General features: G+C 58.7%; 11 protein-coding genes and 1 pseudogene. 5 read left to right on the top strand and 7 right to left on the bottom strand.

The window, feature by feature from the left end:
- Positions 1-154: 154 nt before the first annotated feature.
- Together AC522E_RS01000 and AC522E_RS00995 are read right to left on the bottom strand one after the other, a co-directional pair.
- A pseudogene (locus AC522E_RS01000) lies at positions 155-404 on the bottom strand (multidrug ABC transporter ATP-binding protein); the annotation flags it as partial.
- 56 nt (positions 405-460) lie between these two features.
- A complete protein-coding gene (locus AC522E_RS00995; protein ID WP_500750543.1) occupies positions 461-817 on the bottom strand; it encodes an ATP-binding cassette domain-containing protein in 357 nt (118 codons plus the stop codon).
- A 628-nt stretch (positions 818-1445) separates the two neighbouring features.
- Here AC522E_RS00995 and AC522E_RS00990 point away from each other — a divergent pair.
- Positions 1446-2504, top strand: coding sequence for an AI-2E family transporter (locus AC522E_RS00990; RefSeq protein ID WP_500748556.1), 1059 nt, complete (start codon positions 1446-1448; stop codon positions 2502-2504).
- On the opposite strand, the gene AC522E_RS00985 is transcribed toward AC522E_RS00990, so the two are convergent.
- Together AC522E_RS00985 and AC522E_RS00980 are read right to left on the bottom strand one after the other, a co-directional pair.
- A complete protein-coding gene (locus AC522E_RS00985; protein WP_500748555.1) occupies positions 2494-4242 on the bottom strand; it encodes a metallophosphoesterase family protein in 1749 nt (582 codons plus the stop codon). The genes AC522E_RS00990 and AC522E_RS00985 overlap by 11 nt on opposite strands.
- A gap of 1252 nt (positions 4243-5494) precedes the next feature.
- Positions 5495-5797: a plasmid stabilization protein gene (locus tag AC522E_RS00980; protein ID WP_500748554.1), complete on the bottom strand. Its 303-nt coding sequence runs from the start codon at positions 5795-5797 to the stop codon at positions 5495-5497.
- Positions 5798-6014: 217 nt separating this feature from the next.
- Between AC522E_RS00980 and AC522E_RS00975 the strand changes: the two genes are divergently transcribed.
- The 3 genes from AC522E_RS00975 to AC522E_RS00965 all read left to right on the top strand — a co-directional run bounded on the left by AC522E_RS00975 (position 6015) and on the right by AC522E_RS00965 (position 7616).
- Positions 6015-6569, top strand: a complete 555-nt coding sequence (locus AC522E_RS00975; RefSeq protein ID WP_500748553.1) for a peroxiredoxin — start codon at positions 6015-6017, stop codon at positions 6567-6569.
- 8 nt (positions 6570-6577) lie between these two features.
- Positions 6578-7123 (top strand): alkylhydroperoxidase, AhpD family, encoded by a 546-nt coding sequence (gene ahpD, locus AC522E_RS00970; protein ID WP_500748552.1) that lies wholly within the window; start codon positions 6578-6580, stop codon positions 7121-7123.
- A gap of 274 nt (positions 7124-7397) precedes the next feature.
- A complete protein-coding gene (locus tag AC522E_RS00965) occupies positions 7398-7616 on the top strand; it encodes a hypothetical protein (RefSeq protein WP_500748551.1) in 219 nt (72 codons plus the stop codon).
- Between the two features lie 175 nt (positions 7617-7791).
- Here AC522E_RS00965 and ppc read toward each other — a convergent pair whose 3' ends face one another.
- Positions 7792-10581: a phosphoenolpyruvate carboxylase gene (gene ppc, locus AC522E_RS00960; protein WP_500750542.1), complete on the bottom strand. Its 2790-nt coding sequence runs from the start codon at positions 10579-10581 to the stop codon at positions 7792-7794.
- A gap of 39 nt (positions 10582-10620) precedes the next feature.
- The gene (locus AC522E_RS00955) at positions 10621-11967 is read right to left on the bottom strand and encodes an Hsp70 family protein (RefSeq protein ID WP_500748550.1); all 1347 of its coding nucleotides are present in this window, start codon (positions 11965-11967) and stop codon (positions 10621-10623) included.
- A gap of 185 nt (positions 11968-12152) precedes the next feature.
- On the opposite strand from AC522E_RS00955, the gene AC522E_RS00950 reads away from it, so the two are divergent.
- Positions 12153-14516, top strand: a complete 2364-nt coding sequence (locus tag AC522E_RS00950; RefSeq protein WP_500748549.1) for a Tex family protein — start codon at positions 12153-12155, stop codon at positions 14514-14516.
- Positions 14517-14553: 37 nt separating this feature from the next.
- Here AC522E_RS00950 and AC522E_RS00945 read toward each other — a convergent pair whose 3' ends face one another.
- Positions 14554-15156 (bottom strand): cysteine hydrolase family protein, encoded by a 603-nt coding sequence (locus AC522E_RS00945; RefSeq protein WP_500748548.1) that lies wholly within the window; start codon positions 15154-15156, stop codon positions 14554-14556.
- Between the last annotated feature and the right edge of the window lie 67 nt (positions 15157-15223).

Genomic DNA, 15223 nt, shown 5'->3' with positions numbered 1-15223 from the left:
GAGCGTTTAAAAACTGAGAGTCTCCCTATATTACCTTTCTTTTAATTATTAAAAAGTGATGGCTGCCAATAATAATATACATTTCAAGACTCGGAATACTATCATACAGTTCACGTGCGAGGCGTAGCCTTCTCTCACCAGATGAAGTCAACGGTCAATGGAACTGTGCCTCACACGGATGCTTATAGGCTCCGCCGAACGCCACAAGTTCCTCATGCCTGCCCTGTTCGATGATGGCACCATGATCGATGGACGCAATGCGGTCTGCATGCATGATGCTTCTACCCGCCTGCAAGCCTCACGCCGCGCTCGCCGATCACTGTGTCAAACCCGGCCGGCAGCGCCGCGATAACCTCATCGAGTCGAGAACGCCAGGCAGCCTCCAGGATGTTGGCCCCCGAGGCCAAGGCGATCGGCGAACAGCTCGCCACCGGCAAGTGCCATGGCTTCCGTCACCTTCTCATGGATCTCTCCAAAGCGCCCGGGCATCCCATGTCAAGGATAGCGCCCTCTGCGCGACGAGTTCCCTGACGAGCGTCCCGGCGGCTGGCGGCGCCTGTTGCGGCAAACAGACGACCCGTCTCGCGAAAGACCGATCACCCCAGCCGGACACCACCTCGCCGTCAAAGAGGATCGACCCTTTGGACGTTACTCCTAGCAGGCCAGCAGCTTGATCAGAGGTCGACTTGCCCGAACCGCTATGGCCGATCAGCCCGAGGACCCGGCGCGCCGGTAGGGCAAGGGTCAGCGACTGAAGCAATGGACGCGCAGGAACCGTGAACCTGCCACTGTTCAGCCCGAACAGTGGCAGGTTCACGGCACGGACAGTAACAGAATCAGAATCGGCGGACGTGACATCGCAACGGGTCGTCAGAGCCGCCGGTGCCGATGACGCGATATCGGTTCCCACTGATAGCTCGCCGTCAGGGCCGTAACGCACCCAGAACCGCGGGAACAGCGCGTTTCAGCGACCTCCCGGCGGCGAGCGGAACATTCTTCTCAGTTCTTAGCTGCTGGGTCATTCGTGCTTATCGGCCGGCTCTGTTTCAGGCCGCCGAAATCTCCGGCGAGGGCGACCTGAGCAGCGGATCTTCCGGCTTCCGCCGATCGGGAGAGCGACATGCACCCGGCTCAGAGCCCGCAAACTGTCCTAAGCTCCCACACAGCGCTCGGGTCATTTTCTTCCGTCTCGTCGGAAGTTCGTTAAACGTCATGACTGATTCCAAATATTCCTCTAAAGTAAATACCCAAGCGCAGTTCCCAATCTCACCTCGAAACGAGGAGGATCGCTCGCAGAAGCCTTCTACCGGGCTCACAAGGATGACCTTGATAAGGCCGTCGGCCCTCGACCTCGATGAACTGTCAAACGATGCATGGCAAGATCGACTGAGATCGCAGCGCGACCTATAGCCTAACTTACTGCAGATTGCCCGCCAGGACTTCAGATGACCGCCAGAAGAATCCACCAAAGCGCGCAGGTTGTTATCGCCATCATCATGGTCTTTGCAGCGCTGTCGATCGCGAGCTCTGTGTTCGCGCCCGTTGCCTTCGCGCTTTTCATAATTGCGCTTGTCTGGCCATTGCAGAAGGTGCTTCAGACTTTTCTGCCACGGCTCCTGGCGCTTGCGATCAGCGTCTTCGTCATGATCGTTGCCTTCTCCGCCTTCGGCTCGCTGATTGTCTGGGCATTCGGTCGCGTCGGCCGTTGGATCGTCAGTGATGCTGCCCGTTTCCAGGCCTTCTATGATCAAATCACCCTCTGGCTGGAAGGGCATGGGATCGCAGTAGCGGGCGTTTGGTCGGAAAACTTCAGTGTCGGCTGGATACTCCGTACCGCGCAGAGGGTCACTGGACGGCTCAACAGCACGATGAGCTTCTGGGTGATCGTACTCGTGTACGTGATCCTCGGTCTGTTGGAAGTCGACGACTTTGGTCGGAAGCTGCGCAGCATGCGCAATCGGGAGAGCGGTCGAGTTCTTCTTCACGGAAGCGTGGCAACTGCAGCCAAAATCCGCCAATATATGCTGGTTAGAACCTGGATGAGTCTCGCCACTGGCCTGCTCGTCTGGGCCTTTGCCAAACTTGTTGGTCTGCAGCTAGCTGAAGAATGGGGCTTCATTGCCTTCTCTCTGAATTACATCCCCTTCCTCGGCCCCCTCGTCGCCACCGTTTTCCCAACCCTGTTCGCGGTGACACAGTTCGAGTCCTGGCAGGCGGTGATCTCGATCTTCGTTTGCCTCAACCTTATCCAGTTCGTCGTTGGCAGCTATATCGAGCCACGTATCACGGGCAGCGCACTCGCAATGTCTCCGGTGATCGTGCTGTTCTCGGTCTTCTTCTGGAGCTATCTCTGGGGCATCTTTGGCGCATTCATCGGCGTCCCGATTACCATCGCCTTCCTGACATTCTGTGCCCATCATCCTTCAAGCCTCTGGCTTTCAGAATTGCTCGGCTCGCCGCAGAACGACGTGCATGTTGTCGAAGACGCGACCATTAGGATGTAAGCGATTTTGAAGGTGGCATAATTTCGATGCGCTGCGGCGTGAGCAAGGCGATCCCGCCATCCGGCGCCGCGGCCAGCGTGTGAATGTAGAAACTGGTTGGTTCCCCGTCGGTTGCCTCCATCACGGGAGAGGGAGCCGAGATGATTTTCAGCGAACCACAGCGACCAACCCAGTCGATATGGCGGTGGCCGTGCATCGCAATAAGACGGTGCGAAAACGGCTTGAGCATTCGCAGAAAGCGGCTACCGTTGATGAGCGCGGTGCCGATGCGCTCGGAAAGGGCCTTAGCAGGCATAGGATATTCGACGGGATGATGATGGAGGGCAACGATCCAGCGAGCCTTGGGAAAATGGTTCAGGATCGAAAGCGTCGCCCGCATGTCCTCCTCTGCAACCAAACCCAACGCATTGGTGAAGGAGAAATGCGTCTCTGCATTGGAGTTCAGAAGGACAATGCCGAGCCCGTCTTCCTGTGGCGGCGGCAATACCATTGGGAAGACATCGGCCCACATCATGGCAAGCCGCGCCGACAGCCGCAACGTGCCGGTATCGGCAAAATCGGCAATTGTTTTCCGATGAGGCTCCAGCGCGGCATTGAGACTGCCGGCCAGTCTCGTCCTGCTCCGGTCAGTGACGCGCACGCGTTCGCCCTGAATGGCGGCGATTGCCGAAAGCGCACGCATCTGACGCAACCTCTTCCGCGGACTGGTCGGGAGTTCAAGCCGAGCCGGATTTGCGCGGTCGACTATGTTCACGTCGTGGTTCCCGGGCAGTATCAGGCAGCGTTCCGCAAGTGTTGGATGCCGCGCTATGGCATCAAGGAACTCTGCCCACTCGGCCGATCGCCCGGCATCCGTCATGTCGCCGGTGATCAGCAGGAGGTCGAGCGGGTTACAGGCATGGATCGCATCGAGTCTTTCCAATACAAGTGCAAACCGGTCGTTCCCTCGTGGGCCGGCGCGTCCGCTCTCAATTCTGAAGCCAAAGCGCTCGCCGACGACATGTATGTCGGAAAGATGCGCCACACGCCACTTCCGTGCCGACGGATGTTCATTGTCGAAACTGAGAAGGTTGCGCGGCTGGTCCATGAATCCGTCAGCGATACCCCATGCGAGTGAGGCAGCAGCCAGATAGCTCGCCAAGACGGTCACTGTGTTGGCGAGAGCCGGGACGACGAGCCTAAGGGGTTCGGCGAGGTCTGTGAGATCGCCGGTCCAGCGGGTCGATGGCCAAGCGGCCATCGCAACTGCGGTGGCAATGATGCAGCCAAGCAGCCCTGCGCCCACGGCAGATACCGAGCGCAACGCGACGCGCGAGTCTTCGCTGGCGCCGGGCGGCAGAAATCGCTCTGCCAAGTGGCGGAGTCCTTCACGACATAAGACATAACCCGGCTGGATAGCCAACGAGTTCAGAGACCAGAAGCTGCGCTCAGCAACGCGAATAAGGGGCCGCAAGCCATACCAGCCAATCGTAGCGAGAACCGCAAGAATGACGAGGGAGCCAAAGCTGGCAATCGCCGCGATGCGTCCGGACACTGACGAGACCCAGGCGGTAAGGACGAGCGGCGCAACACCAAGGAGCAGGCCAGGGATCAGCGCGAGGATAATCCAGGCAAGCGCAAGCTTCAGCAGACTGATTTCGCCAAGCAGGCTCCCGGCAATGGCAATGAGCGAGCGCTTCTTGGTGCTGCTGGCATCGTCCTCGGCGTCGCCGTCGCGCGGCTCGATGATCATGGACATGGTCGGAAGCCCGCTGGACAGAAACTGCGTCGCCAGGAACCGCCGTCGGATATCATCCTCTTAACGACAGTAACCTGGAGGCCATGCAAACCTACCCTAAGGAACGCGGCTGCGATACGCTGCCACGCGCATAGGCACACCCGTCTCGCTCGGTGCGCAGGCGGAAATGGGACGCCAGGCACAGACGCGGGATAGGATTGATGCCTCTCGTAGACGTAGATGGTACCTTAACAGTTGATAGTTGGGCAAGATTTCGTTTTTTGACTGTGGACGCAGCGCCCTGCAAACATGAAGTGTGCACCGGGTATCATCAACATCAGGGACAGTTCGCGCGAGCTTGGAGGTTGCGTCCGGCTGCGCATGTCCAGCGAAACTCGGATTTAGGCGGAACTGGGATGAGCGGCTGATTCCGGAATTGCCGACACTGTCGACGAGGAGGATTCGGTGGAAAGCACCGTTTGGAATGAGCGGAGCAACGAAACCGTTTAAGGTTGGGCACCGTCCCACTTCTTTGGCTGGCAAGCCGGTAACATGTTGCCGGCAATCGCAGGCCTTGTTTCGGTGTTCCTGTTGATTCTAGCCAATGTCATCACAGGGGAGGAATTCTACCGTGCGATAAACTGGGCGACCGCGCTCCTCGTCGGGGCAATGATGCTACCTTCGGCCGCAATGATACAGTCGGGCCCGGCACGACTCGTTGCAGATGTTCTCGTTATGCTGAACCGGCAGTGCCGGGCCCTTCATCTTCCTCTTCGGGCGCTTTATTCTAACTGCGGGTCTCGGCCAGATCATGCAACACTGCGACCACTCTGCTCATGATTCCTGTCGCCATGGCGGCTGCTCGCGACATGGCCATTTCGCCCCCTACGATCATAGTGAGTCTTTGCGCTGGCGCGGCCTCTTCCCTAACGCCGAAAGCAACGTCGACCAGCATGATGGGGATGGGACCAGACGGTTGTAGCTTCGGCAGTTGCCGGACACTCGGTCTGCCGTTGCGGATGTAGTTTTTCACGGTGTCAGTGTTCATTGTGCCGCTGACCTGGCCCTTCGAAAGCCAGCCTAGCCGCACGACGACAGGTAGGCTGCATCGACTCGATTGATGCCAGTCCTCCTATGGGCGTTTTTAGGACAGCGATGGATTCACCGGGAACCCGCAAGCTCCCAGGCAGTCAGTCAACGTCCATCGGCGGTCAGATGCGCTCCGGCCGCCGGCCCTAACCCACCTTGGTCGCGCAAACGCGGCCGCAATCGCTCAGCTCGCCTTCTTTTTGCGGGTCTCGGCAGCTTTTTTGGCCGAAGCCGACCGTGCGGCAGCTGGTCGGGCAGCCGATGCAGCTCCGCCACGCTTGCCGCCGAGTTTCGACGAACTATGTGTGTCTTTCTTGCCGCGGCCAGAGCCACTCTTATTTCCGCCGCCGGTTTCCTTGTTCACGGTCGCCCAGGCCCGTCGCTCAGCTTCACCTTCGGAAACGCCACGGTTCTCGTAGGATTCCTCGATATGCTGGGCCTGGCGCTTCTGTTTGTCGGAATATGCCGATTTATCACCACGAGGCATATTTTTCTCCTAGCTAATCAGTTAGATTTTAGAGACGTCCTTCAGCCGCCCTATGGGTTCCAACGGGGCGCGCGCTCCCTGGTTCCTAAGGGCTCCCGTGTCAGACGGACACAAGCCAGGTGGGAGGCGGGTCCGGATCTTTTTCAGGCATCCCTGTTGACCTTTGAGCTAGGCTTTTGCATCAGTGCGCCTCAACACGCTGACCTGGAGATTTCCGATGCTTGGTATTGGCGAGAAGCTGCCTGCCTTTTGTGTCACTGGCGTAAAGCCGAAGTTCAACGCTCATGTCGAGAATGGCGAAAGCGCCTTCGAAGCGATCACTGAGGCCAGCTTCCCCGGCAAGTGGAAAATCATCTTTTTCTATCCGAAGGACTTCACCTTCGTCTGCCCCACAGAGATCGCGGAGTTCGCGCGCCTCGCCGGGGAATTTTCCGACCGGGACGCCGTCGTTCTTGGTGGCTCGACAGATAACGAGTTCGTAAAGCTCGCTTGGCGCCGCGACCACCGGGATCTCGACCGTCTTGCCATTTGGCAATTCGCCGATACGAATGGCTCCCTCGTCGACGGCCTCGGCGTGCGCTCTCCCGATGGAGTAGCCTATCGCTATACTTTTGTCGTCGACCCCGACAATACGATTCAGCACGTCTATGCGACCAACCTCAATGTCGGCCGCAACCCCAAGGATACTCTCCGAGTCCTCGACGCTCTTCAAACGGATGAACTTTGCCCGTGTAACCGCGAGGTTGGCGGCGATACGTTGAAGGCCGCGTAAGGTTCACCATGTCGATTGATAGTCTCAAAGAGAAGCTGCCCGCCTTTGCGAAGGATGTGCGCTTGAACCTCTCCGCTCTGGCTACGGATGACAGTCTGTCCCCGCAGCGCAAGTATGGTTTGTTCGTGGCCTGCGGTCTTGCGACCCGAAATCCCGTTGTTGCGCAAGCGCTTGAAGCGGAGGCCAAGGCCCATCTTTCGCCTCAGGCTCTCGACGCGGCTCGCGCGGCCGCATCGATCATGGCAATGAACAATATCTACTATCGGTTTGTTCACCTTGCCTCCAATAAGGAATACGGAACGATGCCGGCTCGACTGCGCATGAGCGTGGTCGGGAACCCCGGTGTCGAAAAGATTGATTTCGAGCTCTGGTCCCTTGCCGTGTCGGCCATCAATGGATGCGGCATGTGCATCGATAGCCACGAGAAAATTCTCCGGGAAGCAGGGGTGAGTGCGGCAGAAATCCATACGGCCGTACGCTTCGCCGCTGTGATCCAGTCGACAGCAGTCGCGCTCGAGGCAGCCGGCGACTCTCACTTGATCGCTGCGGAGTGAATTTTATTCTTGCGCGGAGCCGGAATCGGCTCCGCGTGATTTATAGAAATGCGGAGCGGTGTCGATATCGTCAGACACCGAGCAGATGCAATTTTAATGATATGATATCTCGTTATGAAAGAGTACCCTGGGCCGCACGCGAAATGCTTGAAGTTCCAGAGCGTCATATTTTCACATCGACGGCATAACTTACGTTTTCGAAAGCAGTATGGGTTGAAAATACGACGACCCTTTCCTAAACGAGAGGCTTAGTATCCTATCGAAGAGGTTGGCCGTGGCCGGTCCTGTAAGAACTCGCCGACTGTTTAAGTTTTATGCTTCGGCAGTTCGGGACGAATATGAGCTCGACTTCGAGGATTTTGCAGGACGCCGCACAAAGCTCGTATTGACCGCCGATCAGTTAAAAGACCTTACAGCCCGGTTTTCCGAGCTGCTGGCCGATGCGGAACAAGGAGTTATCCTCTCACAGAGAGTCCGTAAGGCGAAGATCTGACACGCTTGGACGCCGCAATCCACCAAGCGTTTCGGGAACTATCCAAATCTCTTCCTGCCCCATGGAACGAGAGGAGAACCCGGTCGCGACCCAGTGTCGACTTAAACGGCCCAAGCGCACACCGGAATAAATCGTCCTTCAGAGGAAGCTTTCGACCTATGGACCACGCCGGATACTAACCGCTGTTTCGCAAACCAGCTGCAATTCCGTTGATAGACAGGTGGATGCCCTGCACGACACGGTCGTCAGCGTCTCCGGCACGATGGCGCTTCAGCAGCTCGATTTGCAGATGATTCAACGGGTCGAGATATGGGAACCGATTGCGGATCGAGCGGGCCAGCAGGGGATTGTGGTCGAGCAGGGCATTCTGGCCCGTGATGGCGAGAAGACTGCGGATAGCGTCATCCCATTCCCGACGAAGGCGCGGGAAGATGGCGTTACGCAGATCCTCGTCTTCGACCAGCTTTGCATAACGGGAAGCGATTGCGATATTGCTCTTCGCAAGAACCATGTCCATGTTCGAAAGGAGCGCCTCGAAGAAGGGCCACTCGCGATACATTTCCTGCAACAGCGAAAGTCCGGTATCGGAATGTTTCTGAAGCCAAGCGTTGACAGCGGACCCGAAACCATACCAACCCGGCAACATTAGCCGACACTGTGCCCAGCCAAATACCCAAGGTATCGCGCGCAGATCCTCGATACGGCGCGAATTTGTGCGCGAGGCTGGGCGGCTTCCGATGTTGAGATTGGCGATCTCCCCAATCACGGTGGACTCCCAAAAATAGCGCTCGAAGCCGTCCGTTTCATAAACAAGATTTCGATAGGCTCGGTAAGCGCTGTCCGAGAGTTCCTCCATGGCTTTCAGGTACTCGTCCCGCGGCGCCGGAGCGCCCGTATGAATCAGGCTCGCCTCAAGTGTCGCTGCTGCCATGATTTCAAGGTTGCGCCGCCCAAGGTCGGGGTTGGAGTATTTGCCCGCAATGACCTCGCCCTGCTCGGTGACGCGGATGGCGCCCTGCACGGCGCCGCCCGGCTGAGCTAGGATGGCCTGATAGCTGGGGCCACCTCCGCGCCCGACGGAGCCTCCGCGTCCGTGAAACAGACGCAGCGTGACCCCATGGCGTTGGAAAACCTCGATGAGCTTGATTTCCGCCTTATAGAGCTCCCATCCGGACGTAAGAAAGCCACCGTCCTTATTGCTGTCGGAATAGCCCAGCATGACTTCCTGGGCCTGCTTGCGGCTGCGCAGGAGGCGCAGATAATCCGGCATGGAAAATAGTGCGTCCATCACTTGGCCGCATTGGCGCAGGTCGTCGATGGTCTCGAAGAGTGGAACGATATTGACGTTCATCTCGCCGTCGCGAGTGCGTAGGAGTCCGGCCTCCTTCAGGAGAAGTGCCACCTCGAGGATGTCGGACGGGTCGCTCGCCTTTGAGATGACGTAGTTGGGCACGGCCGCTCTACCATAAAGACTATGAGCTCGCGCCGCCTCGTGAACGATAGCGAGTTCGGAGGCCGTTTCCTTGGAGTAGTCCAAGAAAGGCGACGTCAGGAGGCGCGGCGTGCAAAGCTCCCGGAGAAGGAGCGAAACCCTGTCCCCCTCAGACATCTGCGCATAACCGATACCGGGGCCCGCTTGTTCGAAAAGCTCTGCAATAACCCGTTCATGAACATCGGCGTTCTGGCGGAGATCGATACTCGCCAAGTGGAACCCAAAAACGTCGACAGCCCGACGGAGCTTGCGAAGGCGCCCGCGTGACAAGGCGCCCGACCCATTTGAAGTCAGCGAGCGATGCAGAACTGAAAGATCCTCAGCGAGATCTTCTGCGCTGCCATACGCTGTGGCCTTCCCGACCGCGTGCCGTGCGATCTCTCCGTATCCGAGTGCTTGGGCCGTCTCGGCCAGTCTGGCATATATTCCGGAAATTGCCCTGCGGTAAGGCTCGTCCTGCCGATGGGGTGAATGATCGGGAGATATGTCGGCAAGCTTCTGAAGCTGCTCAGAGACGCTGACATAACGCCCGTCCAGAGACAGCTCGCTACCCAATTGATGGATTTCTTCCAGATAGAAACCAATTGCGTGCTTGCTCTGAAGCTGGAGCGCCTGACGCAGGGCATCCGCAGTAACATAGGGATTACCATCTCGATCGCCTCCGATCCAACTTCCCATCCGCATGAAGGATGGAAGCTCCTGTGTTGCCCATATGGGATCGATCGCGTTGAGCTGGTCCTCGAGCGCCGCATAAAAGCGAGGCAACTCCTGAAAGAATGTGTAGTCGTAGTAGGAGAGTCCGTTGACAACCTCGTCGATCACCTTGAGCCGATTGCGACGCAGGATGCTGGTCTGCCAGAGCGTCAGGATGGCGCGGCGGAGAGCTTCTTCGCTGCCAGCCGCCTCTTCTGGGGTCAGATGCTGGCGATCTCGCTGGGATAGGATTTGCGCAACCTCCATCTCACGGTCGATCGTACTTTTGCGCCGCACCTCGGTCGGATGGGCCGTAAGCACCGGACACACCAGAGCGGATGCAAAAAAGCGTTGAAGATCTGCCTGCGTCACGCCGGCTTCCAAGGCAAGCTTCAATGCTCGCGTGATTGTTCCTTCTCGGGGGGACGAGGCTGCCATGGCATGGGCGCGGGAACGGCGCACATGATGCTGGTCCTCTGCAATATTGGCCAGATGGGAGAAGTAGCTGTACGCACGGATGATCTGATTCGTACGCCCCCGGGAGAGACTGTTCAGCGTCGTCTCGAGCTCCTGGCGAGCCACCTTGTCCTCGTCCCGGTGGAAGCGGATCGAGGTCTGGCGAATATGCTCGACGACGTCGAAGACCGCCTCTCCCTCCTGCTCCCGGATAGTATCCCCAAGGAGGCGGCCGAGAAGGCGGATATCCTCACGGAGCGGAAGATCTTTGTCAGGAGTTCCAAGAGGGGATTGAGACACGGTCGGCACCCGCTTCGCTTTCAGCTTTTTGCTGCACTTGCGAATAAAGCCCCTTGGCCGGTCTCACGGCAAGAGCAATGTTGCGGTTCCCTTCTCGACCTCGGCCGTAGCCCACCGGCCTGGGTCGTCCGCCTGGCCGATCAGGGCCAAGCCATAGGCGATGGATTCGAACTGGTCGGCCGAGGTGAGACGGTCCTCGCCGAAACGGTCGAGAAAGAGACGGCGGATCGCCGGAACGAAGGAGGTCCCACCAGTGAGGAAGACTCTTTCGATCGCACAGGGTCGAACCTGTGCTGCAGCGAGAGCCCGGTCAACGGTCTCTTCAATGCGACCGACGTCCTCTGCAATCCAGCTCTCGAACTGCCGACGGGTAACATCCGCGCGGATATCGACGCCTTCGCCGGTAAAGTGGAATTCGGTTTCCTCTTCGCTCGACAGGGCCATTTTCGTAGCCGACACAGCTCGATAAAGGTCGAAGCCGAGGTCGTAGTCGATAATATCGATGAACTTTTCCAGCGGACCCGGATCAAGTGCAACACGCGCCAGCTCGCGAAGCTCCTTCAAGTCGCCGCTGCCCTTCATCATAGCCAGCTGGTTCCAGCGCGCGAAGTTGGCGTAATAATGGTTGGGGATCGCGAGGACCTTCCCCATGGACCGATAGCTTCCGCCCTTCCCAAGACGTGGAGAAACAACTTTGTCCACGATGCGGTAATCGAAGGCGTCCCCTGCGATACCGATACCCGCGTGGCTCAGAGGCTCTGCCTTGAGAATTCCGCCCGTCTTCGAAAAGCGCATAACGGAAAAATCACTCGTGCCGCCCCCGAAATCGGCGACGAGAACCGTCGCGTCATGCTTCAGTTCCCGAGCATAGAAGAAAGCCGCGCCGACAGGTTCGTAAACGTAGCAGGCATGTTTGGCGCCCAGCTTGCCGAAGGCTGCCCGGTACCGACGCATGGCGAGCGCGTCATCCGGATTGTATCCGGCGAACTCAACGGGGCGCCCGATCACGACATTCTTGATCGAAAGATCGAACCTATCACCACCATGCCGTAAAAGAGTCCGAATGAAGGTACTGAGAAGATCCTCAAAGCGAAAGCGCTCCCGAAAGATGCGGGTTTCCTGAAAGGTCGCACTCGCTGCGAAGGTCTTGAAGGACTGAATGAAGCGGTGCGCGGTAAGTCCGTCGAGGAATCGCTCGATAGCCCAGGGGCCGCCTTCCACTCGAGTCCGCAGGCCATTTCCGTGCCGCTCGTCCCAGAAGCAAAGGGCGGTCACGTAAACTTTGAGGGTGGTCCCTCCATGATCGAAGGTCAGCGCCTCCACATTCCCGGAAGAATCGGCAATGGCGACGACCGTATTGCTCGTGCCGAAATCGATGCCGATGGAAAGGTCTTGGGATGGTGAGGGCATGACGGGGCAATCTCATGGCGGACGGGCCGGACGGTCTATCGCTCAAGTCCCCTCAGGCCAAGGAAAATTTCGTTACCAGGAGGGATATTACGCTGCGGCACTGCGACCTTGCCGCGAGGGGCCGCCGTTGACCGAGGGAGGGACAGCGCCGTAGAACCCGGCCCTTGTTCTAAAGGAAGCGACTCATGCAATCCATCGGCCGGCGCATCGCGAGCGAGCTGAATGTCCAGGAATGGCAGGTGCAGGCTGCCATCGCGCTCCTCGACGGAGGAGCAACTGTTCCGTTCATCGCCCGCTACCGCAAGGAGGTGACGGGAACGCTCGATGACGCCCAATTGCGCACCCTCGACGAGCGCCTACGCTATCTGAGGGAGCTTGAGGACCGGCGAAAGACCGTTATCGATAGCATTCGCGAGCAGGGCAAGCTGACCGACGAATTGACCATTCAGCTCAACAGCGCGGAGACGAAAGCCCGCCTTGAGGACCTTTACCTTCCTTTCAAGCCGAAACGCCGCACGAAGGCCCAGATCGCGAAGGAGGCTGGCCTCGAGCCTTTGGCGGACCTCCTCCTCGCCAAGCCGGAACGTGAGCCGAAGGAATCGGCTGCAGGCTACGTCAATGCGGATAGGGAGGTTGCAACGCCTGAGGCAGCGCTGGAAGGGGCGCGTGCCATTCTGGTCGAGCGATTCTCCGAGAATGCCGAGCTCCTGGGAATGCTTCGCGAAACCTATTGGCAGCGTGGGCGCCTGACCTCGACCGTTCGTGAGGGCAAGAAAGCAGATGGAGCGAAGTTCGCGGATTATTTCGATTTCGCGGAGCCGCTGCCGAAGCTGCCGTCTCACCGAATTCTGGCCCTGTTCCGGGGCGAAAAGGAAGAGGTTCTCGATCTGCGAATGGAAGAAGACAAGGATGCTGGCGAGCCCGGATATGTCAGCTCCTACGAAGGCCGCACTGCCCTGGCCTTCGGCATCGCCGACAAGGGCCGCCCAGGGGACCGCTGGCTTCTCGAAACCGTCCGCTGGGCCTGGCGAACGAAGCTCCGCTTCTCCATTGAACTCGACATGAAGATGCGGCTCTGGCAGCTCGCCGAGGACGAGGCGGTAAGGGTATTCGCCGGCAATCTTCGCGATCTCCTGCTGGCCGCACCGGCCGGTGCCCGCCCAACTCTTGGCCTCGATCCGGGATTTCGGACCGGCGTAAAGGTCGCGGTTGTCGATGCAACCGGGAAGGTGGTCGCAACCGACACGATCTACCCACACGAACCGAAGCGGCAATGGGACGAATCCATCGTAGCTCTCGGGAGGCTCTGCCGCCTCCACAAGGTGGAACTCGTCGCCATCGGCAATGGAACGGCGTCGCGTGAGACCGACAAACTCGCTGCCGAACTGGTCGCGAGGCATCCCGATCTGAAGCTGACGAAGATCATGGTTTCGGAAGCTGGTGCATCCGTCTATTCAGCTTCGGCCTATGCAAGCCAGGAACTGCCGGACCTCGACGTGTCGCTGCGAGGCGCCGTGTCGATCGCGCGCCGCCTGCAGGACCCGCTGGCGGAACTCGTCAAAATCGATCCCAAATCCATCGGCGTCGGCCAATACCAGCATGATCTCGCAGAATACAAGCTATCGCGCTCCCTCGATGCCGTCGTCGAGGACTGCGTGAACGCTGTCGGCGTCGATCTCAATACTGCCTCAGCTCCCCTCCTCGCTCGCGTATCGGGCCTTGGCGAATGGGTCGCGCAGAACATCGTCGCACACCGTGACGCTAACGGTCCGTTCCGCACGCGCAAGAGCCTGAACGACGTCATGGGTCTCGGGCCAAAGACCTTCGAGCAGGCTGCGGGATTCCTGCGAATTCCGAATGGCGAGGACCCGCTCGACGCATCCGGCGTCCATCCCGAAGCATATCCGGTTGTAAGGCGAATACTTGAAGCAACCAAAAGCGATATCAAATTGTTGATTGGCAATGGGTCGATCCTAAAATCGCTCAAGCCGGGCGCGTTCACGGATGACAGGTTCGGTCTTCCGACGGTGAAGGACATATTTGGCGAGTTGGAGAAGCCCGGTCGCGATCCTCGTCCCGAATTCAGGACAGCAACGTTTCTCGAGGGCGTCGAAACCATTGGCCAGCTTAAGCCCGGCATGATTCTTGAGGGTGTTGTCACGAACGTGGCGGCCTTCGGTGCCTTTGTCGATATCGGCGTTCATCAGGATGGCCTGGTCCATATCTCGGCGCTGTCTGACACCTTCGTGAAGGATCCGAGGACTGTCGTGAAGCCTGGAGATATCGTCCGCGTCAAGGTTCTTGAGGTCGATCAAGCGCGCAAGCGCATTTCGCTTTCAATGCGCATGAGCGACCCCATTGGAAAGAACCCGGCCTCCCGCGGCGATGAGGGTCGCAATTCCTCGTCGAGGGAGCGTACGCCTCAAGGATCCACCAGACGGCCCGCAGGAAAGGAAGCAGAATCCTCCGGTGCATTGGCAGAGGCTCTGCGTCGGGCGGGTCTCTCGGCTGCGCCCGGTCCAAGCGGCAAAGGAAGGAACCCGCGCTAGCGCGCAGCCGTTCTTCGTACCCTGCGAAGTCCGACGCTCAGGACCAAGCCGAGAGAACAATTTCGCTGTTGACGGTTTCGATCTGTTGACTGAACCGCTTGCTGTAGAGGGACAGCAGGCTGTCGTGACCTTCGTCGGATGAACTGCACAGGCCATCTGCCACGATCACCACGCGATACCCGTGATCGACCGCGCCCAACACGGTGGCCAGCACGCAAACATCCGTTTCCGACCCTGTGACCACGAGCGCATCCGCCTGCCGTTTCCGAAGATGGTCGGCGAGCTTATACCCTGTAAAACCCGAATAGACCGGCTTGTCGATTACGGTTGCGGGTGGAGCAAGTCGGGCCAAGGGCGGCATCAGCTCCAGGAGGCGCGGATCGAGACGATCCCGCGTGGTCTCGCGCCAGCGCTCATAATAGGCTTGCCACGTCCCCGGCATATCCTCAGGACGCTGAGGCGTCATAAACCGCGTGAAGACAGTCCGTTCTGGAAAGCGCGCTGCGATGCGAACCACGGTCGGAAGAACACGTTCCATCCAAGGGGTTGGCCAGGGACCGTCAGATGAAAACAATCGCTGCATATCGATGCAGAGGTGAACCGATCGTTCGGTCAGTGGCGAGTAGAGCTGGGCAGCCATGGGAAACCTCGGTGCCCAGTTCAACGAGAATGTGACCGGACTGTTCCTCGGTCCGCCCGATGCAGTC

Source organism: Microvirga sp. BF8, from assembly GCF_059888585.1.
This window is presented reverse-complemented; position numbering and strand designations above follow the sequence as displayed.

Excerpts from the sequence above, each read along its gene's own strand:
- AC522E_RS00990 (WP_500748556.1), top strand. The coding sequence starts at position 1,446 with ATGACCGCCAGAAGAATCCACCAAAGCGCGCAGGTTGTTATCGCCATC.
- AC522E_RS00985 (WP_500748555.1), bottom strand. The coding sequence starts at position 4,242 with ATGTCCATGATCATCGAGCCGCGCGACGGCGACGCCGAGGACGATGCC.
- AC522E_RS00980 (WP_500748554.1), bottom strand. The coding sequence starts at position 5,797 with ATGCCTCGTGGTGATAAATCGGCATATTCCGACAAACAGAAGCGCCAG.
- AC522E_RS00975 (WP_500748553.1), top strand. The coding sequence starts at position 6,015 with ATGCTTGGTATTGGCGAGAAGCTGCCTGCCTTTTGTGTCACTGGCGTA.
- ahpD (WP_500748552.1), top strand. The coding sequence starts at position 6,578 with ATGTCGATTGATAGTCTCAAAGAGAAGCTGCCCGCCTTTGCGAAGGAT.
- AC522E_RS00955 (WP_500748550.1), bottom strand. The coding sequence starts at position 11,967 with ATGCCCTCACCATCCCAAGACCTTTCCATCGGCATCGATTTCGGCACG.
- AC522E_RS00950 (WP_500748549.1), top strand. The coding sequence starts at position 12,153 with ATGCAATCCATCGGCCGGCGCATCGCGAGCGAGCTGAATGTCCAGGAA.
- AC522E_RS00945 (WP_500748548.1), bottom strand. The coding sequence starts at position 15,156 with ATGGCTGCCCAGCTCTACTCGCCACTGACCGAACGATCGGTTCACCTC.